The sequence below is a fragment of the Candidatus Schmidhempelia bombi str. Bimp genome, assembly GCF_000471645.3.
Classification (GTDB): Bacteria; Pseudomonadota; Gammaproteobacteria; order Enterobacterales; family Orbaceae; genus Utexia; species Utexia bombi.
The window spans coordinates 75,782-98,623 of sequence record NZ_AWGA01000011.1; the positions used below are offsets into that span (position 1 = coordinate 75,782).

Genomic DNA, 22,842 nt, shown 5'->3' on the forward strand with positions numbered 1-22,842 from the left:
AATTATAATTAATAAAATAAAAATAGATTAACTACTTGAGTATAAACGATTTTTATTAGTGATAAGTAAAATTTCAGTAAAAACAAATTTATCTTATTTTAGGTAGCATTCGGACTAATAAAATAAGTTATAATAGTTGGTAATTTAATCAAAGATAACCTGTTTCTATTTTGAGTCTAGAAATATGCAACAGATGATAAAGGTGTATTACAATGTTTAAATTTATATATCGGCTATTTATTGGCTATATATTATTTTCAATGAGTTTATGTCATGCTGATGTACAGATAGTAATTACAGATGGTATAGATTCTGCCAAACCAATTGCTGTGGTACCATTCACATGGAATGGTACTGGTAAGATGCCACAAAAAATTGAAAATATTATAGCTTCTGATTTACGTAACAGTGGTAAATTCAATCCTATTAGTGTAGATAGAATGCCCGAGCGCCCAGAAAATGCATCGGCTATCAATGCTAAAAGTTGGACTGCATTGGGTATTGATGCGGTCGTTATCGGTAAAGTTCAACCAGGCAATGATGGTCAATATTTAATTAGCTATCAATTAGTTGATACCATAAATACCCCAGGGGCTATTTTGGCTGAAAATCAATATTCGGTCACTGAACGTTGGTTACGTTATGCTGGTCATACGGCAAGTGATGAGATATTTGAATCGTTAACTGGTATTAAGGGCGCTTTTCGCACTCGTATAGCCTATGTAGTAAAAACAAACAGTGGCAATTTTTCACATGAATTGAGAGTATCTGATTATGATGGTTATGATCAGATAATTATTCACCGCTCGACAGAACCATTAATGTCACCCACATGGTCACCAGATGGCAAAAAAATTGTTTATGTCACCTTTGAAGGTGGACGATCATCTTTAGTCATGAAAACATTAGAAACAGGCGAGAGAGAAACGTTGACGGCGTTTCCACAGCATAACGGCGCCCCCGCATTTTCACCTGATGGTTCAAAACTAGCTTTTGTGCTTTCCAAAGATGGAAGTTTAAATCTCTATGTTATGGATCTTAAAACAAGAAAAATTAATAAAGTTACCTCTGGGCGTAGTAATGATACTGAGCCTTCTTGGATGCCAGATAATGAAACATTAGTCTTTACATCTGATCAGGCAGGTCGTCCACAATTGTACACAGTAAATATTAATAGTGGCATTACCCAACGTTTAACTTGGGATGGTAAACAAAATCAAAACCCGAGTGTTTCACCAGATGGTAAATTTGTTACTATGATCACTACATTGCCTAATGGGCAATTTATCAATCGATATAATTTTGATACAGGTAGCTACCAAATTCTGACAGATACATTTTTAGATGAAACCCCTAGTATTTCACCAAATAGTACTATGATTATTTATAGCTCGACGGAGGGCTTAGGTTCTATTTTAAATTTAGTTTCTGCTGATGGCCGATTTAAAGCAAAATTACCTGCAACGGATGGACAAGTTAAATTTCCTGCTTGGTCTCCCTATTTGTAAGTAATTTTTCATATTAAATTTTAAAATCATTAACAAAAGGAGTAAATTATGCAACTTTCTAAGTTAGCAAAAGGATTAATGTTATCATTACCTATAATAGCAATAACAGCATGTTCATCAACAAAAAATGATCATTATAACGATACAGCGACAACAACAACCTCTACGTCAGTAACAACAGCTCAGACAAGTGCACAGTTGCAACAGTTACAACAGCAAAATACCGTTTATTTTGATTTTGATAAATACAATATTAAAGCCGATTATGCGACTCAGTTAGATGGTCATGCGGCCTTTTTACGTGCAAATCCATCATTTACTATAGTAATTGAAGGTCATGCTGATGAAAGAGGGACGCCTGAATATAATATTGCTTTAGGTGAGCGTCGCGCAAATGCAGTTAAAGCTTATTTACAAGGACGTGGTGTAGCATCATCACAAATTTCAATCGTATCTTATGGCAAAGAAAAACCACTTGTTCTAGGTCATAATGAAGCGGCTTATTCTAAAAACCGCCGTGCAGTGATTGTTTATTAATTTTTTATCGTTGATCAGCTACTATTATTAAAAGATAGTAGCTGATATCTACGCTATTTTACCACTAAAATTCTTGATCTTATTGTAAGCACGGTTTTTCTTACAAGCAGAGATATTCGTTATGTATAAAAAGTTAAGTATTATTTGCATTCTTCTTTCTAGCTCATTTCTAGCCAATGCCGCATCATCATCTGAGTTAGAGCAAATCGTCACCGCTCAAGGTCAATTACTCACTCAATATCAACAACAACTTATCGATTTACAAAATGAGGTTGATGTTCTAAGAGGACAGTTGCAAGAGACCAGCTATAAGTTAGAGCAGACGATTGAACGTCAAAAAAGTATCCTAAAACAGTCACAAACTGAGCTAACCAGTCAAAAATCAACTAGTTCGAAAACAACGTCATCACTAACTAATAATAAATCATCACAAAATGTAGCCACCCAAAATAATTCCGATACTTTAGTCGATTGGAGTCCTTCTGGTACGGATAAAGTTGATTATAATTATATTATAGGATTTGTATTAAAAGGTAAGGAACCTAAAAATGCGATCATTGCCTTTCAACAATTTATAAAACAGTATCCTAAGTCAAATTATCAGGCAAATGCTAATTATTGGTTAGGTCAGCTTAATTATAACCAGAATAAAAAGGATGATGCCTCTTACTATTTTGCTTATGTGGTTAAAAACTATCCTAATGACTCAAGAGCAGCCGAATCTATGTATAAAATCGGACTCATCTTATTAGAAACGGGTAAAAAAGATAAAGCGAAAACAGTATTTAATCAAGTCATATCAAAATATCCTACTAATGCGAATATTGTTGAACAAGCTAAACAAAAATTAGCCGGATTGTAGTATTTTTGATTTAATTGCTTAAACATCAATCGCTTGACTTTAATTTTTAAAAAAAAGGGTTGCACTAAAAAAAAATTCCAGTATTATAGCAACCCATAGTCACTTGTGATTAACTCTTCGTCGGGTCGTTAGCTCAGTCGGTAGAGCAGCGGACTTTTAATCCGTTGGTCGAAGGTTCGAATCCTTCACGACCCACCATCCTTGTTATCAATTTCTTTTTTTAATTTCTTTTTATTACATACTTTTATAGTTATAATAAACTAAATTTAACATATACTTATAAGATTTTTTATCTTTTCTATATACATAATAAACGCTATAAATATTGCTTTTATTTTGTATTTTTGAGCGTTCTTACTACATGCTGTGTTACATAGATAATATAAATGAAAGATTAGTTCAATTAGCCCATTTACGTCGACAAAGGGCTTTAGTTGGTATGCCTAATAATTATCAACAGGTATTTAAATTGTTACCCCTGCTATTTCATTACAATTATCCAAGTTTACCTGGTTATATAGAAGATAATGAAATATACGGTATTGATGATTTTGAACCCGATCAGGCGCTAGTCAAATTTGCTGAGCAATATTACCAAATCGCTTTATGTCAGCCGAATTCCTCTCCTAGGATTGCCGCACTCTATTCGATGGGAAGTACATGCTCATTGGGACAAACTATCAATTCTGATCTCGATATTTGGGTTTGTATACAGAATCCATTATCTAAAGCTGAAAAAGCAACATTACAATCTAAATGTTCACTCATTGAAAATTGGGCTAGGCAACTTGGCGTTGCACTCTCGTTATTTATTGTTGACGTTAATCGTTTTCGAAATAATTATCATGATTGTTTAATGGGTGATAATTGTGGTTCGACACAGCATATGCTATTGCTTGAAGAGTTTTATCGCACTTCAAATGTTATAGCGGGTAAATTACTTTTATGGTTTCGTATTCCATTAGATTTAACAATTAATGGTATTCAATATGCATCTTATGAGCAATGTATTGATGCTTTAGTTAATGAGAAGGTGATTGATCGTAATGATTGGCTTGATTTTGGTCCATTACAGTCCCTGTCTGCAGAAGAATATTTTGGTGCTAGCTTATGGCAATTATATAAAAGTATTGATTCACCTTATAAAGCGGTCTTAAAATCAATTTTACTGGAAGCCTATTTTTGGGAATATCCAAATAGTTATTTTATTGCCTCTGAAATCAAACAGCTGATTCATCAAAATAAAACAGACTATTTTGATTTCGATCCTTATTACATGTTATTAGAAAAAGTCACCCACTATTTGATAGCGATTGGTGATGAAGAGCGCTTAGAACTTGCAAGGCAATGTTTTTATATAAAAATTGAGGCAAAACTTTCGGTTAAGACCGCCAATCCGACTTGGCGACATGATATTTTACATAAATTAGTGAAATCGTGGGGATGGAATAGTGAAAAACTTATTCATCTTGATCATTGTCATTCTTGGAAGATTACTGACGTTTGTCAGGCAAATGATCAATTACTAAATACCATGATGACAAGTTATCGCAATTTATTAAACGTTGGGCGACGAAATAACCTTGAAGCGCAAATTAGCCCACGTGATTTAGCCATTTTGACTCGTAAGTTATACGCTACTTATGAAGTCTTACCGGGTAAGGTATCGATTATCAATCCAAATATATCGATTGAACGGGGAGAGCAAGCATTAACTTTTATTCATGTAAGCCAAGATAGAGTAAATCGAGCTGGATGGTATATTTATAACAAAGAGTTAACAACTAAATATAATTCAGGTGGTAAATATCTTGAGTTTAGTCCAAACTTATTAAAATTAGTAGCTTGGAGTTATTTTAATAAGTTAATCACCAATAAGACAAAATTATATTTTTGGGATCAAGGTAAACAAAATAATCATAAATTATTGCAATTGGTTACTGATCTAAAATCTTATTTTCCAATACAGGGAATTTCACCTACTGAAGAGGCATTTTATAGTCCATGTGAAATTAGGCATTTGGCCATTATCATTAATTTGGAAAATGATCCAACTAAACTGTTGGAAGATAGTGATATTGCAGCGGCAAGTGATTCTATTGATGTATTAAATTATGGTGACGCAGAGATGAGTTTAGTTGGTTCAATTGACTTCCTTTATCGTAATTCTTGGAATGAAATTCGCCTTTTACATTTTGATGGTGAATCCTCAATTTTGGATGCGTTAAAAAATATCTTAAATCGTATGCATAAAGATGCAGATGTTCCTCACTCTATTGAAATATTTTGTTATAGCGAACGTTTAAAATCGATAATTATCGAACAAATTAAAACGTTATTTCATAAATGTATTGGATTACGGCTTAGCTCAACCCAAACTAATTTAGTGAAATTTAAACCAGTACGTTTTGCGGGTAAATCTTGGACACTATTTTTTGAACGCTTAGGCGTTTCGATCCATTGTTTTAATAACACAATAGACTTTTATGGTGCAATAACTAATAACAAATTGCATGGGCGAGCACTAAGTATTTATGACGAAGCAAATGAGTTACCTAAGGAGATTGATAGCATTGCTTGTGAAGGCATTATTCAGTTCTTCTTTGAAGATACCGATAAAGGCTTTGACTTATATATACTTAATGAACATAATCAAATAGAAATATATAAAAATTGTAATGGAAGTAAATATAATATGATTCGCTATGTTAATGAATATTACACATTAGCTGATGATCGTTTTACTTTTGCTTCAAGTTCATCAATTAATTTCAATTTACCACAGTTTTATCAAATAACAGTAACGTCTCAGGGTGAACGTCAAATTATGCCATTTGCCTAGTTTACGATTTACATGATATATAAATAAATATTCCCATTAATATGTAATTTTGATTAAAATGTAAGGAACTTTTTGAGTTTATCAAACTCTAATTACATAGTGACTAACTTACAAAAAACGCCATTTTTGATATTGGAATATTGAAGTTAGTTTATTAAGAGGTATAGCCTAAGCATGAGCGAACAAATAACCGACCAAATATTGGTTGAGCAAGTTTTACAAGGAGATAAGAATGCATTTAATCTTCTGGTGTTACGTTATCAGAATCGAATTGCGCATTTAGTTTCTCGCTATGTATTACAAGCTGAAGTTCCTGATGTGGTGCAAGAAACATTTATAAAAGCCTATCGTTCTTTAAATAGTTTTAAAGGTGAAAGTGTATTTTATACTTGGCTATATCGTATTGCAGTAAATACAGCAAAAAATCATTTGACAGCTCAAGGACGTAGACCACCATCTTTCGATATTGATGCAAATGATGCAGAGAATTATGAAGGTAGTGAAATATTACATGATATAGATAGCCCTGAGCATTTGATGCTATCTGATGAAATAAAGAATATTGTTTTTAATACTATTGAAAGTTTACCTGAAGAGTTAAAGCTGGCAATAACATTGCGTGAGATGGAAGGATTAAGCTATGAAGAGATTGCCAAAATAATGGATACGCCCGTTGGAACGGTACGTTCTAGAATTTTTAGAGCGCGTGAAGCCATCGATGAAAAAATCAAGGAATTAATATAAATAAATTTTTCATGATAGCGTTTGCTTAAGACATTGAATGTTAAAAGGTCATAGGATAAAGGTATTTGATATGCAAAAAGAAAAGCTTTCCGCATTGATGGACGGTGAATTAGTTGAAGATAAAGCATTTATTTCTTCTTTATCCACAGATAAAGAATTACAATCCCAATGGTATCGTTATCATTTGGCAAAAGATGCGCTAAATAATAGGCTAAATGATCAGATGCTATCGATAAATATTTGTGACAACGTGTCACGGATGATTATGAATGAAAATATTGATCCGGTTTATGTAGATCAAGACGAACTTAATGGTACAAATCCAGCTAAAATTGGTCATTTATTTTGGCCAAAATTTAAAGATATATTTTCACGTATAGGTCAAGTAGGCCTAGCTGCTTGTGTAACATTATCCATTATTGCGGGTGTTCAATTTTATAATAATCAGAGTGATACCGATTCGGAAACGCTTAGATTGAATACGACACCTATTGGGATAAAATTATCTCCAGTCGGTGGTATGGATAAGACGAACGAGATGATAAATAGTAACGTCGATAGTAATAAACTTAGCGCCGAAGAGTATGAAAAAATTCACCTTTTGCTACAAGATTATGAATTACAAAAACGTTTAAATGCGACACACTAATTCAATTTTATCAAAAATGACCTATATGATTACTGCCTCATTGAGAAATAGAGTGGTAGGCATACTATCTATATTTTTACTTTTTTTTAGCTATGCTATTCCCGTTTTTGCTGAAGCGGAACATGGCTCAAATTTAGATAGTATTAAACGATTAAATAGTATGTCTAAGGCGGTTAAACAAAAGAATTACGAGATTATTTTTGTCAACACTAGTACTGACAGTAGTGCTAATCCTTCCTTCCAATATATTCATGTTAATCAAAATGGAAAAATTTATGCGCAACTGCTTTCGCTTGAAGGCATAGTCAGAGAAATAATTTTAAAAGATAATCAGGTCAGTTATAAACAGCAAGATCGTGCCTCTTTTACTATGAACAGTTCTCGAATCGTTGAAGTTTTTCCGGATATCGTCTTTAACGATTTCAAATTATTAAGTCAATATTATGATTATTATCCTGTTGGTAAAGCAAGAATCGCTAATAGAAGTGCCCAATTAATTCGCATTTTAGCCAAAGATAGGGATCGTAATAGTTATGTACTATGGCTAGATGACGATACTTCTATCCCTTTACGTATAGATCTTTATAATGATAAAAATATCTTATTACAACAATTTAAAGTTATTAAACTCACTCCATTGACGCATACACAATCTTTTTTAAACGACTTACAACAACAAGATAACTATCCAGTATTAGTAAGTCAGGACAAGATAACCGATGCGAGTGATTTTGAGTTAAGTTATATCCCCGCTGGTTTTGTTCAGCAATCCCAATCGCATATAGACTATAGGCACGCTGAAATAAGCAGTCAATTATATTCAGATGGTGTGTTCTCTTTTTCGGTAAATGTATCTAAAGCACATAAAAAAGTAAAAACATATAGTTTACAAAAAGGTAGCCAAATTATTTTTACTACTGGTATAAATAATAACGAAGTGACAATCATTGGTGATTTACCTTTAGAAACGATAAAACGGATAGTAAAGAATATTCATATCAAGAAGCAGCGTTAAATTGTTTCTAAAACTATCCTTAATAGTGTTTAATGTGTAGAATGCACAGCATAAAATATTATTCTAATCTTGATCTATTTAGATATAAATAATAAATAGGTTATAGCAACGTCATAATTAGGTATTCGTAAATAGACTAACATGAACAAAAATATCCGAAATTTTTCAATTATTGCACACATCGATCATGGTAAATCAACATTATCAGATCGTATTATTCAAATTTGCGGCGGGCTTTCTGATCGAGAGATGGAAGCACAAGTTTTAGATTCGATGGATTTAGAACGTGAACGCGGTATCACGATTAAAGCTCAAAGTGTTACGCTCAATTATCTGGCTAAAAATGGTGAAACTTATCAACTCAACTTTATTGATACGCCAGGACACGTCGACTTTTCTTATGAAGTTTCACGCTCTTTAGCGGCTTGTGAAGGTGCGTTATTAGTGGTTGATGCAGGGCAAGGTGTTGAAGCACAAACGCTAGCAAATTGCTATACCGCAATAGAAATGGATTTAGAAGTGGTTCCTGTACTGAATAAAATTGATTTACCAGCGGCAGAGCCTGAGCGAGTATCGCAAGAAATTGAAGATATTGTTGGTATTGATGCTAGTGATGCGGTACGTTGTTCTGCGAAAACCGGTCAAGGAGTTGTAGATGTATTAGAACGACTAGTACAAGATATTCCACCGCCAGAAGGCGATCCTAATGCGCCATTGCAAGCACTTATTATTGACTCATGGTTTGATAACTATCTTGGTGTGGTATCCCTTATCCGGATCAAAAATGGGGTTTTGCGTAAAGGGGATAAAATCAAAGTAATGAGTTCTGGTATGGTATACGGTGCTGATCGGCTAGGTATTTTCACGCCAAAACAAATAGATAAAGACATTTTACAATGTGGCGAAGTGGGCTGGTTAGTATGTGCTATTAAAGATATTCATGGCGCACCTGTTGGGGATACATTAACACTCGCACGCCAACCAGCAGAAACAGTATTGCCTGGATTTAAAAAAGTAAAACCACAAGTCTATGCTGGACTATTCCCAACCAGTTCTGATGATTATGAGGCGTTTCGTGATGCATTAGCTAAATTAAGTTTAAATGATGCTTCACTATTTTATGAGCCAGAAACATCATCGGCATTAGGCTTTGGGTTCCGTTGCGGTTTCCTCGGTTTACTGCATATGGAAATTATACAAGAACGCTTAGAAAGAGAATACAATCTTGATTTAATTACTACAGCACCTACCGTTATTTATGAAATATTAACAACGGATAATGAAACGATATATGTTGATAGTCCTGCAAAATTACCGCCACTTAATAATATTTTAGAATTGCGAGAACCCATTGCTGAATGTAATATTTTAGTACCACAAAATTACTTAGGAAATGTGATTACCCTATGTGTTGAAAAACGCGGCGTACAGACCAATATGGTATATCATGGAAATCAAGTCGCTTTAACATATGAAATCCCAATGGCGGAAGTGGTTCTTGATTTCTTTGATAAATTAAAATCAACATCGCGCGGTTATGCTTCACTCGATTATGGATTTAAACGTTTCCAAACTTCCGATATGGTAAGATTAGATGTCTTAATTAACAGTGATCGCGTTGATGCGCTTGCGATCATTACTCATCGTACTAATGCTCAATATCGTGGACGAGAATTAGTGGAAAAAATGAAAGATCTCATTCCTCGTCAACAGTTTGATATCGCAATTCAAGCGGCGATTGGTAATCATATTATTGCTCGTTCAACGGTAAAACAATTGCGTAAAAATGTACTAGCAAAATGTTATGGTGGCGACGTTAGCCGTAAGAAAAAGCTATTACAGAAACAAAAAGAGGGTAAGAAACGCATGAAGCAGATAGGTAATGTAGAATTGCCTCAGGAAGCGTTCTTAGCTATTCTCCATGTTGGTAAAGAATGATTACAAATTTTGGTTTATTTATTAAAAAATAGAGGATAAACAATGGCCGGAATGTTTGCCATTTTATTAACGAGTGCCGTTTTTTTGACGGGAATTCTGTGGGTGCTTGATAAACTCGTATGGGCGCCAGCCAGATTGCGTAAAGTTGAAGCACTACGTCAACAGACAGACGGGAAAATTGATGGTAATGTGCTTGCTGAGGTGGCCAAACCTAAAGCTTGGATTGAAGCGCTAACGTCATTATTCCCTGTATTGTTTGTGGTATTTTTTGTACGATCATTTATTTATGAACCGTTTCAAATTCCGTCTGGTTCCATGATGCCGACGTTATTAGTTGGTGATTTTATTGTGGTTGAAAAATACGCTTATGGGCTTAAAAATCCCATTACGAATTCAACGATAATTCCTATTAGTAAACCGGCTCGTGGTGATGTGGTGGTATTTAAATATCCGAAGAATACAAGACTTGATTTTATAAAACGAGTGGTAGGCTTACCTGGTGATAAAATCATTTATAGTTCACAAGCAAAGACATTAACTATTTATCCAGCCTGTAAGGATGAGCCATCTAAATGTAAAACAGAGCAACTCACCGCGATAGATTTACATTATTCACCTATAAGAACCAGCGAATGGAAACAAGTTTTCACGAGAGATAAAAGTGGCTTTTATACACAGCAACAGTATCAGGAAAAAAAAGCTGAATTTGGTCCTGATGCGGAAGTTTTTGATATAAATACGCGTGAAGAAATATTAGGTAATGAAAAACATAACATATTAACATTACCAATGACACTTTATACTGGTGAAGATTTTTATAAACAAAAAGATCAACCTGCGGGACAATGGGTTGTACCTGAAGGCTATTATTTTGTTATGGGAGATAATCGTGATAATAGTGAAGATAGCCGTTTTTGGGGATTTGTTCCAGAAAAAAACATAGTAGGTCGAGCGGTAGCAATTTGGTTAAGTTTTGAAAAACAACCGAATGAGTGGCCAACTGGGATCCGTTTTAGCCATATAGGTCGTATTGATTAAGAGTATTATAAAGAGGAATTATGGTAACAGCAGTAACAATGCCACGTTTACAAAAGCAGTTGGGGTATACATTTTCTGATGCGGCATTGTTAAAACAAGCCCTAACACACCGTAGTGCAGATAAAATGCATAATGAACGGTTAGAATTTTTAGGCGATTCTATTTTAAGCTTTGTTATAGCAAAAGAGTTATATAAACGTTTTCCTAACGTTGCAGAAGGTGATTTAAGCCAAATGCGTTCAACATTAGTTTGTGGTCAAACTTTAGCAGAAATAGGTAAAGCGTTTCAACTAAGTGATAATTTAATCTTAGGTCAAGGTGAACTTAAAAGCGGTGGTTATCGGCGAGATACGACCATTTCAGATGCAGTTGAAGCGGTGATTGGTGCCATTTATTTAGATAGTCAATGTTTTGCTACCATTGAACAATTAATTTTATCATGGTATCACTCTCGTTTGACACTTATTCAGCCTGGCAATAAACAAAAAGATCCAAAAACTCGTCTGCAAGAATATTTACAAGGTAAACATCTGGCACGACCTACTTACATTATTCTCGAAGTTAAAGGGAATGATCATGAACAAATTTTTATTGTGCAATGTAAATTAGATCATGTGGATGCGGAATTTATTGGTGAAGGTGCTAGTCGACGTAAGGCAGAACAAGCAGCAGCAGAACAAGCAATTACAATGCTAGGAATAAAATAATCATGGATAAAAATCAGGAACAGTACTGTGGCTTTGTTGCCATTGTTGGTAGACCTAATGTTGGTAAATCTACCCTGCTCAACCAATTACTCGGTCAAAAGGTTTCAATTACATCGAGAAAACCGCAAACAACTCGCCATCGTATTATGGGGATAGATACGGTAGATAACTACCAAATTATTTATGTCGATACACCTGGATTACATATAGAGGAAAAGCGCGCCATTAACCGTTTAATGAATCGGGCAGCGAGTAGTTCAATTGGTGATGTTGAATTAATTATCTTTGTAATTGAAGGAACACATTGGAATGATGACGATGAAATGGTATTAAATAAACTTAAATCAGTTAATATTCCAGTACTATTGGCAATCAATAAAATTGATAATGTAACCGATAAATCCATTTTATTACCGCATATTGCGCAGTTGAGTCAAAAAATGAATTTTATTGATGTTGTACCAATTTGTGCCGAAACGGGAGAAGGGGTAAATACGATTGCGAATATTGTAAAAAAATATATTCCAAAAGGGCAGCACCATTTTCCTGAAGAATATATTACTGATCGATCACAACGCTTTATGGCATCAGAAATTATTCGTGAAAAATTAATGCGTTTCTTAGGAGAGGAATTACCTTACTCAGTTACCGTTGAAATTGAACAATTTGTTAGGAATGAGCGCGGCGGTCTTAATATTAATGGCTTAATCTTGGTCGAACGTGAAGGTCAGAAAAAGATGGTTATTGGTAATCAAGGTCAAAAAATCAAGCAAATTGGTATTGAAGCGCGTAGAGATATGCAAGATTTATTTGAAAGTAAGGTACACCTAGAATTATGGGTGAAAGTAAAAGCTGGTTGGGCTGATGATGAGCGAGCGTTACGCAGTTTAGGTTATATCGATGATCTTTAACCATAACGAAAAGTAGATGCCGATATGGGAAGTAATTGGCAACGTGCATTTGTTTTACATAGCCGTCCGTATAGTGAAACAAGTCTACTCATTGATTTTTTTGTTGAAACTAAAGGGCGAGTCACCATTATTGCTAAAGGTGCTCGCCGTAAACGTTCGGCTCAAAAAGGAATACTGCAACCTTTTACTCCCCTTATCATCCAGTATAGTGGCAATAGTCACATAAAAACATTAAAACATGTAGAGGCAATTTCACTCACTTTACCATTAAGCCGTTATTATCTGTATAGCGCTTTTTATGTGAATGAATTGATTCAACGAGTTGTGATGGCTGAATCTGATACCATTCAGTTATTTAGGGCATATCTAGACTGTTTACAACACCTAGCTTGTCAACATCATTCCCCTGAATATGCACTACGACATTTTGAACTTTGTCTATTGGAATATTTAGGTTATCAAATTGATTTTGAACATTGCTACGCGACAGGTGATGCTATTATCAGTTCAATGACTTATCAATTTCACCCTGAAAAAGGCTTTATCGCTAGTGTATTAAATAACAGTAATACTTTCAAAGGGCAAGAGATTCAAGCGTTAGCCAAACGTCATTTTGCAAATATACCGATATTAAACATGGCGAAACGATTTACACGTATGGCACTTAAGCCTTATGTTGGCTCTCAACCGTTTAAGAGTCGAGAGCTATTTAGGACTAAATAGAACGCATACTATTCGTCATCAATATCATCAAGATAGTTATCAATCGCTTTTGAACGTTGTTGTTCTCTTGACGTATCGATATTACCATCAGTTGCAAGAAAGTCTTTACGTTGAAAATAAGCCGCGCGCATAAAAGTATAAGGGTCATCGCTATTTTTTAACATATTATCGACATCAAGCAGTTGTGATCTTGCTTCTAAACCATCAAATAACCAACGGGCAATATTAAGTTCAGTGGTCAGTAAACTGAGAGGAGGATAAATATGATCGATAAGATCGCCGCCATCTTCTCGTAGTGTCGCTGGCCCGTAAAAAGGTAATACGACATAAGGACCATAACCAACATCATAATGTCCAAGAACATTACCAAAACTGCGATTAGTTGTCTTTTGCAATTGTGGATCAGACAGACTAGCCACGTCAAAAATACCACCTATGCCAAATAGGGTATTTAAAAAGAAACGTGTAAAATGAATGGCCGCTTTTTTTCCTTCACCTTGTAATAAATAATTGACCATTGACGCTGGCTCACTAATATTTGTTGATACATTCACTAAAGTTTGACGAATTGGTTTCGGTACATAGTCACGCCAAAAAACAGCAGTAGGTCTTACAATATAGGGATCTAATACATGATAGTTGAAATTAAACATAGCACGATTAAAGCCTTCAGCTGGATCCGTATAGGTATTGGTTTCAGGATTATAGCTTGCGCATCCAGTTAATACGGTTAAGGATAGCAACAAACAAAAAATCAACTTTTTCATAGATGAATTAAATTATAATTGTATATGATTTGTTCAAAAAGGTGGTTAATTGTATCAGATATTTTGAAAAAAATATTAAAACGATTTACAATTTGTTTATTAAAGTTTGGTCTCCATAGTTAAATGGATATAACGAGCCCCTCCTAAGGGCTAGTTACAGGTTCGATTCCTGTTGGGGACGCCATTATAATCACGATCAAAAACAATGTTCAATGATTAAACTGTCGCAATCGCTGGCATTTATAAAATTTTGTCATGCGTTAATACGATTTTAAATGATTAATAATAGCAAACTTGTAACGGTATATTTACAATATAGTTTAGAACCGACGCCTAAAATACCGTAGCACCATACTATCTATAAATGCTATTGACTAATCTAAATCTAAAATTAAATCTTACACAAGCACCCCGATTTTCAATCGTTTGTATTTATATATTAACCATCCAGTTACTATTACAAAATTCAAATATCGAGACATATTCCATCTTTATTTTAATGGCATTGATCATAATCAAACACTTTTTTGATTTATTCTTATCGTTCTTCAAAAATTTTTGTATTAATTTTAATAGTTACTCTTTAATATTATTTATTTTTTGCTCCTTTTTGGGAATTATTCATTTTGTTTACCTTCTATTATTGATTAAAGTACACATTATTAATGTCATGAAGTCATGAATGAATTATAGTAAATATTTATTTAGATAAAATATCGAATACACGCTTTGCAATGTTATTATCAATTGATAAGGTTATTCATCGCTTGAAAATTAACTAAATTAATTCACCATTTAATTAACAGTGATAATTTAAGCAACTAACCATTTATTATTTTTTATTATAAACTTTCATTCATAATAGTTGCTTTTAAATTAATTATTTAGCATACTTAGAATAGGTTTATCGCGATATTAATAGTTAGCTATTTATTGAAATAACCACAAAATAGGATCGTATAGAACGAATCAATTATAATTGAGTTTAAAGGAGATAAAATGTCTATTTTCAAAAATATTATGTCAAAAATTTTCCCATCTGCATTTGCATCTGAAACCGATCATAAAGAACAAGCGGATAAAATAAATGATAAAAACGTTACTTCAGATACAACGCATGAAGAAAATTCAGCTTCTCAACCACAAGAGACGACCCAAGCGACAACAGCCCCGGCTACTAATAAAGTTGATGTCGTCGCTATCTTAGAAGAAATGCAGAAGAAATATCCTGAAAAATTGAACTGGCATACTTCTATTGTTGATTTAATGAAATTATTAGGCTTAGATAGCAGCCTTAATGCGCGTAAACAACTTGCTCAAGAATTGAGTTATACTGGCGATATGAATGATAGTGCAGCGATGAATATTTGGTTACACAAAGAAATTATGCGTAAAATTGCTGAAAATGGTGGTGTCCTGCCAGAAAGCATTAAACATTAATTCTTGTCCCATTTTTAACGGATAATTAAAACAACTTGCTTCAATATTAAAGCAAGTTGTTTTTTTATATTCACTATAAAACGACACCAAGTTTTACAGTACTTAAACATTAATATCTATTTATACCAATATGTTTGTAGATATTAATATCCTACGGTTATTACCATAATAAAGATTGAGAATAGTTTTTCTATTAGTGTAAGTAAAAATGAAAATTGATGATTTAGAATTAACTCATGCTGAACAGCAGAAAGCAGTAGAAGAGATACAAAAACTCATGGCAAAAGGGATAAGTTGTCCTGAAGCGATTATTCAAGTTTCTGAGATGATTAGACAACAACATCAGGAAAATATTCTTGCCGATTAACTTTTTCATTACATATTTTAAGGTTATTTTTAATAAATGTGATTTATATCGTAAAATTTTGTAATAATTCCTTGCTTTAATCGGCATTATATGAGCTAATAGAAGTCGGACATAAATCCAGTTTTACTTTTTATAGCATTAGAGTATAAGTAGTATCTTGTTTATTTAGAATCTTTGATTTTAGCTTTAACAAATTCTCTTCTTGGATGTTTGTATAAGATGTACAGCTGATATTATGGCCAAGAGAGCCTTTGGGCTAACATTAATTTTTGTAGGATATTTTGTAATGACTAAAAAAACTGGCCATGTTAAATGGTTCAATGAGAGCAAGGGTTTTGGATTTATCACTCCAGTAGATGGAAGCAAAGATGTATTCGTACATTTTTCTGCGATTTCAGGAGATGGATTTAAAACTTTAGCAGAAGGTCAGCAAGTTGAGTTCGCTATCCAAGATAGTCCTCGCGGTCCAGCTGCTGCGGAAGTTGTTGTCATTTAAGTGTCAACCGAATTGTTTAGAAACCCGCTTAGTGCGGGTTTTTTTATACCCGATCGTTAACTAAATTTATTATGTAAACTATTTTATTTTTATTTGATTAACATATAATAAGATCTTTTTATTTAATGGAATAGTATGCATGCCTTATTTAGTTATTGTGACATTAATTTGGTCTTTTTCTTTTAGTTTTATTGGTCATTATCTTAGTCATCAAATAGACAATTGGTTTGCCGTTTTTTTTCGTATTTTACTCGCTTTTATTGTTTTTCTGCCATTTTTGCACAAAAAAAACATGACAATGAAGCCAATATTATTATTAATGGGAGTGGGAACCCTACAATTAGGCATAATGTACATATTTTATTACCAATCTTTCCTTTACATCTCTATTCCAGAAATCCTACTTTTTACAACAATAACGCCAATTTATGTGACGCTATTTTATGATTTATTAAAAAAACAACCGTTAAAATTAACCTATTTATTGACAGCAGTATTATCAGTAATTGGAACGGTCGTTATCCGTTATAATAAAATTGAATCACAATTTATTATTGGATTTTTACTTATTCAAGGTGCGAACATTTGCTTTGCGTTAGGGCAAGTTGGTTATAAACGGTTTATGGAAATCTATCCAATGCCTCAAATCAATGCTTTTGCTTGGGTCTATGCGGGAGCAGCAGTAACCGCTGCTATTTGTTATTTATTATTTGGTAATGTTAATAAGTTACCTACAACCAATCTGCAATGGATAGTGCTTGTTTGGTTAGGTATTATTGCGTCAGGATTATGTTATTTCTTATGGAATTATGGTGCAACCAAAGTTGACTCGGGAACGTTAGCCATTATGAATAACGTTGTGATACCTTTAGGAATATTGGTTAATGTTATTTTTTGGAAACAAAATGTTGATTGGCTACGCTTTATTTCAGGTTCAGCCATTATTATCTTAGCATTATGGGTGCATCATCGTTGGATTGTTAGTCAAGATAAGCTATAATTACGCGCTATTTTTTACAGTCATAAAAAAGGTCATATTTTATTAAAATATGACCAATAAAAGGTTAAAATGAAAAAATAATGCAGTGGCATTAATTAAGACACAATTAAATCGAATAAGTTCCATAACGATGTAAAAGATAGCAAAAAAATTAAAATTATTTTTTAACTCTCTGAATGCAATATAAGGTTTTCTTGATGTACTGCGATTATTTTTCATCCCAAAAGTGTTTATCATGTAATTGGTTGAATAAACCATATTCACAACAATTAATGGATAAGCAACAAACATTCAGCCAACTATTGCAACCTTTTCAGCCAATAGCTATTTTACCACCTATTGCAAGTCATGAAGTAGATTTTAGAAATAAAGCTAAAATGGCGGTATTAGGTACCGTTGAGAAGCCGATTTTAGGTATTTTGAACCATAACCAGCAACCAATTGATCTTAGTCATTGTCCTTTATATCCAACACAATTACAGCAAGCTTTAACCAAATTAAAGCATTTTATTTCATCAATTGGACTCGTCCCATATAATATTAAAAAGAGACGTGGAGAGTTAAAATTTATTATTTTAACTTTACATGATAATCAACTTATGTTGCGATTTGTACTACGATCGAAGGCAATGATAGATCGACTTCGCGTATCGTTAAATAAACTTTATGCCTCTCTTCCAAACTTAGCCATTATTTCGGTTAATATTCAACCACTCCATGCCGCCATTCTTGAAGGTGAAGAAGAAATCGTTTTATCTGATAATGACGTGTTAGCGGTTAACCTTAATCATGTGCCACTGTTTATTCGTCCACAAAGTTTCTTTCAAACTAATACCGAGATAGCTAGACAGCTCTATCAAACTGCCACTGATTGGGTTAATCAGTTAACTAAAAATAAGCAAAAAGCAATTAATCATATCTGGGATCTATTTTGTGGTGTAGGTGGATTTGGTTTACATTGTACTAATCATTCAATTAGGCTTACAGGTATTGAAATTAATGAACAGGCTATCGCTTGTGCCAAACAATCTGCTGACTTAATGCAATTACCTAAACCGGATTTCAGGGCGTATGATTCAACGCAATTTGCTTTAGCTCAAGCAGACATTCCTGACTTAGTATTAGTTAATCCCCCAAGGAGAGGGCTTGGCAAATGTTTAGCTAACTATTTACATACATTAAAACCCCATTATATTTTATATTCAAGTTGTAACTTATCTACACAATTAAGTGATTTAGCTCTATTACCAAATTACCAGATAGTTAAAGCACAATTATTTGACATGTTTCCGCATACCGCCCATATGGAAACGATGTTGTTATTACAGCATATAGAAAATTAGGTAAAGTATTAAGCTATTCTTAGGGTCGTATAACAGGTAATTGTTTAAACAAGCGAAGTGACATTTTTATTTAAGCATTGTTTTTGAAAAATACGTGCAATGTCATTACCGATTTAATTAAGCTTATCTGTAGCAAGCTAACATTATTTTATGAATAAATTAAATATTGATGATTTATAGAATATGTTATTATTTAGTTATAAAAATGTTGGTTTTTTTTGGAGGGTATCTTGATCCCTAATATGTCAGAAGCACTTTCATGGTTAGAAAAGCACCATACTATCTTACACGGTATAGTACGAGGAATTGAGCGAGAAACGTTACGTATTGATACTCATGGCAATTTGGTTAACACGCCATTTCCTTCTTCTATCGGTTCCTCTTTAACGCATCCATGGATAACAACTGATTTTGCTGAATCAATGTTAGAGTTTATCACGCCAGCAAATGCCAGCATTGATTATACACTGACCTTCTTAAGTGATTTACATCGCTACGCCAGTGGACAAATTGGTGATGAACTTATGTGGCCGTTGAGTATGCCCTGCTTCGTTAATCATGAACAAGATATCCAGTTAGCACAATATGGAACGTCTAATGAAGGACGTCTAAAAACCGTCTATCGACAAGGTTTAAAAAACCGTTATGGCGCCATGATGCAAACTATTTCGGGGGTGCACTATAATTTTTCTTTACCCCTCGCTTTTTGGCAAGCTAGAGATGGCATAAGAAATGCCGAAGAAGGTAAGGATGTCATTTCTGAAGGTTATTTTAGACTGATACGCAATTATTATCGTTTTGGTTGGGTGATTCCTTACTTATTCGGTGCCTCCCCTTCGATGTGTTCTTGTTTTATAAAAAATCCAGAAAAGTTACAATCGTTTTTAGAATTGACGGAAAATACCGGTTATTTGCCTTATGCTACGTCGCTTAGATTGAGCGATTTAGGTTATACCAATGATGCGCAACGTAGCTTAGGTATTACTTTTAATCGATTAGATACTTATGTTGAAGGGATTAAGCGTGCAACCAAAACCAAATCTGAGACATTTAGCCAACTAGGTATTAAGCAAAAGGGTATTTATCAGCAACTTAATGATAATATTCTACAAATAGAAAATGAATTTTATGCGCCGATTCGTCCTAAACGCGTCGCTCATGCGAATGAAACACCGACAGATGCGTTATTAAGAGGAGGAATTGAGTATATTGAGGTAAGAGCCTTAGATGTTAATCCATTTTCTCCGATTGGCATTACCGAAGAACAAGTGCGTTTTATCGATCTCTTCTTAATTTGGTGTACACTAGCACAAGCACCAGAAATGAGCGCACCTGAACTAGAATGTTTAAAACGTAACTGGAATCGTGTTGTTATGGAAGGACGTAAACCTAATCAGGTGATCGGTTTTGGATGTGATAGCCATTTTGAACCGCTATCAAAAGTAGGTCATGCTCTGTTTAAAGATTTATTAAGAGTTGCTGATGTCCTTGACCGTAATAACCATAATCATGCATATCGTGAGGTCTGTTTACGCTTAGATACGCTTTTTGATCATCCAGAGTTAACGCTATCAGGAAAAATGTTAAAAGCGATTAAAGAATTAGGGACAGAAGGTTTTGGTTTATCGTTAGCTAAACAGTATAAGCAGCAGTTATTAGCTGAACCGTTACAGTTACTTACGACAACGGACTTTAATAAACAGCGAATACGCTCTTTAAATAAGCTTGAAATGATCGAGTCGCAAAATAATATGGACTTTGATGAATTTCTCAAACAATTAAATGCTTAACCACTAAAAATCATAAGATCTAGATGATAAATAGCGGCAAACTAAAATAAAGAGATGATTAAATGGCAACTACAAATTATGTATTACGTTATTCGTCTGATTATAATGGTGTAGAATTAATCTTGCCAACTCATCGTGTGGTTGTTGATCAACCCCTTACAGTTAGTAATACCATTAATATTTTAGTATGGAATATCTTTAAGCAAAAGCGTAAAGACTGGTTATCTATACTAAAAAATTGTGCTATGTCTAATCAACTGATTTTGTTGCAAGAAGCACACACAACACCAGCATTAATTAATTATATTAATCGTTATTACAAAGTTGCAGATCAAGTACCGGCATTTCCTTACAATAATAGCTTTTCTGGTGTAATGACATTAGCGAAAGCTTATCCGCTTTCTGTCTGGTGCTATAAAGAGAAGGAACCATTAATTAGGATCCCCAAATCAGCATTAGTCACCGTGTATGCTCTCGCTAATACGACCAAAACATTGATGGTAGCCAACATTCATGCTGTTAATTTTAGCTTTGGGATTAAAACCTATCAGCAGCAGCTAAAACAGCTTTTGCAACAAATGGATCGCCATGAAGGACCAATTATTTTGGGTGGTGATTTCAATACGTGGAGTCGTCAGCGCTTAGAATTACTTTATCAATTAACACGCAATATCAATTTATTACCAGTAAATTTTAATCTTGATCTACGTAAAACTTTTTTGGGAAGACCGCTAGATTTTATTTTCTATCGCGATTTAACATTGACCAATGCAAGTATTATGCAAACGGTAGCATCGGACCATAATCCACTATTTGTAACATTTCAGTACTGATTGCAATTGTTTAATGGATTCAAAATAAGAAAATTATCGTTTTCTATTTTTAGCCTGGGCAATTTTAAGATTTTTAGCCTAAAGTCTATTTAATATGAATAATCAGTTTTGACCCAATCTTTAAACTATTCGCATTTTTAATGTTATTCCAATCCATTAGCTCTTTGGTTGTAACTCGGTGCGCTTTAGCAATAGTACTCAGACTATCACCTGATTTAATCATATAATTTATTTTTTTATATTTTAAATGCGATCTAGTATAAAACTGTAGATCTTTATCGGTTATCGTTGAATACTTGCGATTCGTTTTTAATAAGCTTGGTACGATATGAGTCCTTTTATTATTTAAGTCTGACGTTAAATCAACGATTTTAACTTGGGTATAATTATTCTTTAGCAGCTTTTGGTGAAGGACATTTAATTTCTTTCTAGGCACTAAAAGATGATAAGGACCATTTAATTTTTTATCTAAATAAGCCGCATTATAGGTAATTAAATCCTTATAAGGGATATGGCTATATTTAGAAATAGTGTCTAAACTCGCTGCTTTACCAAGATTAATTTTTATTAATGTATTATCAAAATTAGTGGTTGGTAATAAAATATCATACCGTTCATTATGACGGATAATGTCAATCATAGCCAAAAATTTAGGGACATATTGCATTGTTTCTTTGGATAACTGTAATGCCCAGTAATTTGTTGGTAAATGATGTTCAATATTCGACTGTATTGCCTTACTAATTCGCCCCTCACCAGCATTGTAGGCGGCTAAAGTTAATAGCCAATCACCATCAAAGTTTTTATTTAAATATTGTAAATGATTTAAGGCAATATCGGTGGAAGCAATAAGATCAAGACGACCATCATACCAAGAGTTGAACACCAGTCCATAATTTCTGGCGGTAATAGGGGCTATTTGCCATAAACCTGCTGCTTTAGAATAGGAGATTGCCAAAGGATTACAAGCACTTTCAATAAGCGGAATAAGCAACAATTCTATTGGCATTTTACGTAGTTGAAGTTGAGTAATAAAGTAATGGATATAAGGTTCTGAACGTTCCAATAAATTTTCAAAGCTACGCTTATTTTTTACTAATTTATTTCGTTCATTTATAATACGTGCATTATCAGGTATATCAACTAGTTGTGTTTTTTGTATATATTGCCATGGATTTATTTTTAGGCTATCTAAATAGGTAACTTTGTGAATATGAAAAGCTTTGTTATGTGCTTTCGGCGCTCGAGATAAATTTTGACAACCAATCAGGCTGGGAATAATCATGAGGATTACAAATTTTTTCATAAAGTTCTTAAAATTGAGATTAAATA

At 33.7% G+C, this 22,842-nt stretch carries 21 protein-coding genes and 2 tRNA genes; 21 read left to right on the plus strand and 2 right to left on the minus strand.

The window, feature by feature from the left end; genetic code table 11:
* Positions 1-212 precede the first annotated feature (212 nt).
* From tolB to recO, 13 genes are all read left to right on the plus strand, one after another.
* The gene (gene tolB / locus O970_RS01095; RefSeq protein ID WP_024495346.1) at positions 213-1,508 is read left to right on the plus strand and encodes a Tol-Pal system beta propeller repeat protein TolB; all 1,296 of its coding nucleotides are present in this window, start codon (positions 213-215) and stop codon (positions 1,506-1,508) included.
* Positions 1,509-1,556: 48 nt separating this feature from the next.
* Positions 1,557-2,045, plus strand: coding sequence for a peptidoglycan-associated lipoprotein Pal (gene pal / locus O970_RS01100; protein ID WP_024495347.1), 489 nt, complete (start codon positions 1,557-1,559; stop codon positions 2,043-2,045).
* A gap of 121 nt (positions 2,046-2,166) precedes the next feature.
* Positions 2,167-2,907 (plus strand): tol-pal system protein YbgF, encoded by a 741-nt coding sequence (gene ybgF / locus O970_RS01105; protein ID WP_024495348.1) that lies wholly within the window; start codon positions 2,167-2,169, stop codon positions 2,905-2,907.
* 122 nt (positions 2,908-3,029) lie between these two features.
* Positions 3,030-3,105, plus strand: a tRNA-Lys gene (locus O970_RS01110).
* 163 nt (positions 3,106-3,268) lie between these two features.
* Complete coding sequence (locus O970_RS01115; protein ID WP_081685224.1) at positions 3,269-5,749, plus strand: class I adenylate cyclase; 2,481 nt, start codon at positions 3,269-3,271, stop codon at positions 5,747-5,749.
* A gap of 174 nt (positions 5,750-5,923) precedes the next feature.
* On the plus strand, positions 5,924-6,493 hold the full coding sequence (gene rpoE / locus O970_RS01120) for an RNA polymerase sigma factor RpoE (RefSeq protein ID WP_024495349.1): 570 nt from the start codon (positions 5,924-5,926) through the stop codon (positions 6,491-6,493).
* 70 nt (positions 6,494-6,563) lie between these two features.
* Positions 6,564-7,142 (plus strand): RseA family anti-sigma factor, encoded by a 579-nt coding sequence (locus O970_RS01125; RefSeq protein WP_024495350.1) that lies wholly within the window; start codon positions 6,564-6,566, stop codon positions 7,140-7,142.
* A 16-nt stretch (positions 7,143-7,158) separates the two neighbouring features.
* Positions 7,159-8,157, plus strand: coding sequence for a MucB/RseB C-terminal domain-containing protein (locus tag O970_RS01130; protein ID WP_238610566.1), 999 nt, complete (start codon positions 7,159-7,161; stop codon positions 8,155-8,157).
* Between the two features lie 141 nt (positions 8,158-8,298).
* Positions 8,299-10,095, plus strand: coding sequence for a translation elongation factor 4 (lepA, locus tag O970_RS01135; RefSeq protein WP_024495352.1), 1,797 nt, complete (start codon positions 8,299-8,301; stop codon positions 10,093-10,095).
* A gap of 42 nt (positions 10,096-10,137) precedes the next feature.
* The gene (lepB, locus tag O970_RS01140) at positions 10,138-11,133 is read left to right on the plus strand and encodes a signal peptidase I (RefSeq protein WP_024495353.1); all 996 of its coding nucleotides are present in this window, start codon (positions 10,138-10,140) and stop codon (positions 11,131-11,133) included.
* A 20-nt stretch (positions 11,134-11,153) separates the two neighbouring features.
* Positions 11,154-11,840 (plus strand): ribonuclease III, encoded by a 687-nt coding sequence (gene rnc / locus O970_RS01145; RefSeq protein ID WP_024495354.1) that lies wholly within the window; start codon positions 11,154-11,156, stop codon positions 11,838-11,840.
* Positions 11,841-11,842: 2 nt separating this feature from the next.
* Positions 11,843-12,751 carry a GTPase Era gene (era, locus tag O970_RS01150; RefSeq protein WP_024495355.1) on the plus strand — a complete coding sequence of 303 codons (909 nt, stop codon included), beginning with the start codon at positions 11,843-11,845 and terminating at the stop codon, positions 12,749-12,751.
* A gap of 24 nt (positions 12,752-12,775) precedes the next feature.
* Complete coding sequence (recO, locus tag O970_RS01155; RefSeq protein ID WP_024495356.1) at positions 12,776-13,474, plus strand: DNA repair protein RecO; 699 nt, start codon at positions 12,776-12,778, stop codon at positions 13,472-13,474.
* A gap of 8 nt (positions 13,475-13,482) precedes the next feature.
* Here the strand turns inward: recO and O970_RS01160 are convergent, their stop codons facing one another.
* Positions 13,483-14,241, minus strand: coding sequence for an MlaA family lipoprotein (locus O970_RS01160; protein ID WP_024495357.1), 759 nt, complete (start codon positions 14,239-14,241; stop codon positions 13,483-13,485).
* A gap of 109 nt (positions 14,242-14,350) precedes the next feature.
* On the opposite strand from O970_RS01160, the gene O970_RS01165 reads away from it, so the two are divergent.
* The 8 genes from O970_RS01165 (at position 14,351) to O970_RS01200 (ending at position 21,510) form a co-directional block, all read left to right on the plus strand.
* Positions 14,351-14,425: transfer RNA gene (locus tag O970_RS01165), tRNA-Arg, on the plus strand.
* Positions 14,426-15,240: 815 nt separating this feature from the next.
* Complete coding sequence (locus O970_RS01170; RefSeq protein ID WP_024495358.1) at positions 15,241-15,681, plus strand: DUF3597 domain-containing protein; 441 nt, start codon at positions 15,241-15,243, stop codon at positions 15,679-15,681.
* Between the two features lie 214 nt (positions 15,682-15,895).
* The gene (locus O970_RS01175; RefSeq protein WP_193553283.1) at positions 15,896-16,048 is read left to right on the plus strand and encodes a YoaH family protein; all 153 of its coding nucleotides are present in this window, start codon (positions 15,896-15,898) and stop codon (positions 16,046-16,048) included.
* Between the two features lie 286 nt (positions 16,049-16,334).
* Positions 16,335-16,544 carry a transcription antiterminator/RNA stability regulator CspE gene (gene cspE / locus O970_RS01180; protein WP_024495359.1) on the plus strand — a complete coding sequence of 70 codons (210 nt, stop codon included), beginning with the start codon at positions 16,335-16,337 and terminating at the stop codon, positions 16,542-16,544.
* Positions 16,545-16,683: 139 nt separating this feature from the next.
* Positions 16,684-17,544 carry a DMT family transporter gene (locus O970_RS01185; protein ID WP_024495360.1) on the plus strand — a complete coding sequence of 287 codons (861 nt, stop codon included), beginning with the start codon at positions 16,684-16,686 and terminating at the stop codon, positions 17,542-17,544.
* Between the two features lie 197 nt (positions 17,545-17,741).
* Positions 17,742-18,887 carry a 23S rRNA (uracil(747)-C(5))-methyltransferase RlmC gene (gene rlmC, locus O970_RS01190; RefSeq protein ID WP_024495361.1) on the plus strand — a complete coding sequence of 382 codons (1,146 nt, stop codon included), beginning with the start codon at positions 17,742-17,744 and terminating at the stop codon, positions 18,885-18,887.
* 230 nt (positions 18,888-19,117) lie between these two features.
* Positions 19,118-20,677 (plus strand): glutamate--cysteine ligase, encoded by a 1,560-nt coding sequence (gene gshA / locus O970_RS01195; protein ID WP_024495362.1) that lies wholly within the window; start codon positions 19,118-19,120, stop codon positions 20,675-20,677.
* Positions 20,678-20,739: 62 nt separating this feature from the next.
* Entirely contained in the window at positions 20,740-21,510 is a 771-nt protein-coding gene (locus O970_RS01200) for an endonuclease/exonuclease/phosphatase family protein (RefSeq protein WP_024495363.1), read from the plus strand.
* Between the two features lie 85 nt (positions 21,511-21,595).
* On the opposite strand, the gene O970_RS01205 is transcribed toward O970_RS01200, so the two are convergent.
* Positions 21,596-22,816: a transglycosylase SLT domain-containing protein gene (locus O970_RS01205; RefSeq protein WP_024495364.1), complete on the minus strand. Its 1,221-nt coding sequence runs from the start codon at positions 22,814-22,816 to the stop codon at positions 21,596-21,598.
* Between the last annotated feature and the right edge of the window lie 26 nt (positions 22,817-22,842).

What these genes read in the sequence shown, in the direction of transcription:
- tolB (WP_024495346.1), top strand. Translation starts at nt 213, where the DNA reads ATGTTTAAATTTATATATCGGCTATTTATTGGCTATATATTATTTTCA.
- pal (WP_024495347.1), top strand. Translation starts at nt 1,557, where the DNA reads ATGCAACTTTCTAAGTTAGCAAAAGGATTAATGTTATCATTACCTATA.
- ybgF (WP_024495348.1), top strand. Translation starts at nt 2,167, where the DNA reads ATGTATAAAAAGTTAAGTATTATTTGCATTCTTCTTTCTAGCTCATTT.
- O970_RS01115 (WP_081685224.1), top strand. Translation starts at nt 3,269, where the DNA reads ATGCTGTGTTACATAGATAATATAAATGAAAGATTAGTTCAATTAGCC.
- rpoE (WP_024495349.1), top strand. Translation starts at nt 5,924, where the DNA reads ATGAGCGAACAAATAACCGACCAAATATTGGTTGAGCAAGTTTTACAA.
- O970_RS01125 (WP_024495350.1), top strand. Translation starts at nt 6,564, where the DNA reads ATGCAAAAAGAAAAGCTTTCCGCATTGATGGACGGTGAATTAGTTGAA.
- O970_RS01130 (WP_238610566.1), top strand. Translation starts at nt 7,159, where the DNA reads ATGACCTATATGATTACTGCCTCATTGAGAAATAGAGTGGTAGGCATA.
- lepA (WP_024495352.1), top strand. Translation starts at nt 8,299, where the DNA reads ATGAACAAAAATATCCGAAATTTTTCAATTATTGCACACATCGATCAT.
- lepB (WP_024495353.1), top strand. Translation starts at nt 10,138, where the DNA reads ATGGCCGGAATGTTTGCCATTTTATTAACGAGTGCCGTTTTTTTGACG.
- rnc (WP_024495354.1), top strand. Translation starts at nt 11,154, where the DNA reads ATGGTAACAGCAGTAACAATGCCACGTTTACAAAAGCAGTTGGGGTAT.
- era (WP_024495355.1), top strand. Translation starts at nt 11,843, where the DNA reads ATGGATAAAAATCAGGAACAGTACTGTGGCTTTGTTGCCATTGTTGGT.
- recO (WP_024495356.1), top strand. Translation starts at nt 12,776, where the DNA reads ATGGGAAGTAATTGGCAACGTGCATTTGTTTTACATAGCCGTCCGTAT.
- O970_RS01160 (WP_024495357.1), bottom strand. Translation starts at nt 14,241, where the DNA reads ATGAAAAAGTTGATTTTTTGTTTGTTGCTATCCTTAACCGTATTAACT.
- O970_RS01170 (WP_024495358.1), top strand. Translation starts at nt 15,241, where the DNA reads ATGTCTATTTTCAAAAATATTATGTCAAAAATTTTCCCATCTGCATTT.
- cspE (WP_024495359.1), top strand. Translation starts at nt 16,335, where the DNA reads ATGACTAAAAAAACTGGCCATGTTAAATGGTTCAATGAGAGCAAGGGT.
- O970_RS01185 (WP_024495360.1), top strand. Translation starts at nt 16,684, where the DNA reads ATGCCTTATTTAGTTATTGTGACATTAATTTGGTCTTTTTCTTTTAGT.
- rlmC (WP_024495361.1), top strand. Translation starts at nt 17,742, where the DNA reads ATGTACTGCGATTATTTTTCATCCCAAAAGTGTTTATCATGTAATTGG.
- O970_RS01200 (WP_024495363.1), top strand. Translation starts at nt 20,740, where the DNA reads ATGGCAACTACAAATTATGTATTACGTTATTCGTCTGATTATAATGGT.
- O970_RS01205 (WP_024495364.1), bottom strand. Translation starts at nt 22,816, where the DNA reads ATGAAAAAATTTGTAATCCTCATGATTATTCCCAGCCTGATTGGTTGT.